The 345-nt window shown below is 56.5% G+C and carries 1 protein-coding gene; it reads left to right on the forward strand.

Translation table 11 applies throughout. The features are described from left to right. Positions 1–12: 12 nt before the first annotated feature. Positions 13–345: sugar-transfer associated ATP-grasp domain-containing protein (locus tag Q4563_RS17595; protein WP_303605417.1), on the forward strand; the 333-nt coding region annotated here is incomplete at its 3' end.

Consider the following 345-nt stretch of genomic DNA (forward strand, 5'->3'; position numbering starts at 1 on the left):
GTACAGAATGGCCTGCCTATGATGCAACATCCGGATACCCAGGAGAAGCTGTCAGAGCTGTTTATTCCCCAATGGCAAGATCTGCTGGTACTGGCCGCCCGTTGTTATGACATGACCGGGTTGGGTTATCTCGGTGCCGATATTGTTATCGATCGCCAGCATGGCCCGTTATTACTGGAGCTAAACGCGCGTCCGGGGCTGGCGATACAGCTGGCGAATGGTGCCGGGCTATTGCCTCGCTTGAAAGTTATTGATTCATTAGCTGCTGCAGATTTGCAGCGCCCGGCAGAAGAGCGGGTGGCGCTCTGTCAGCAGTGGTTCGGTGCTGGTCATCCAGGCGCCGCC

The organism is Gilvimarinus sp. 1_MG-2023, from assembly GCF_030548285.1.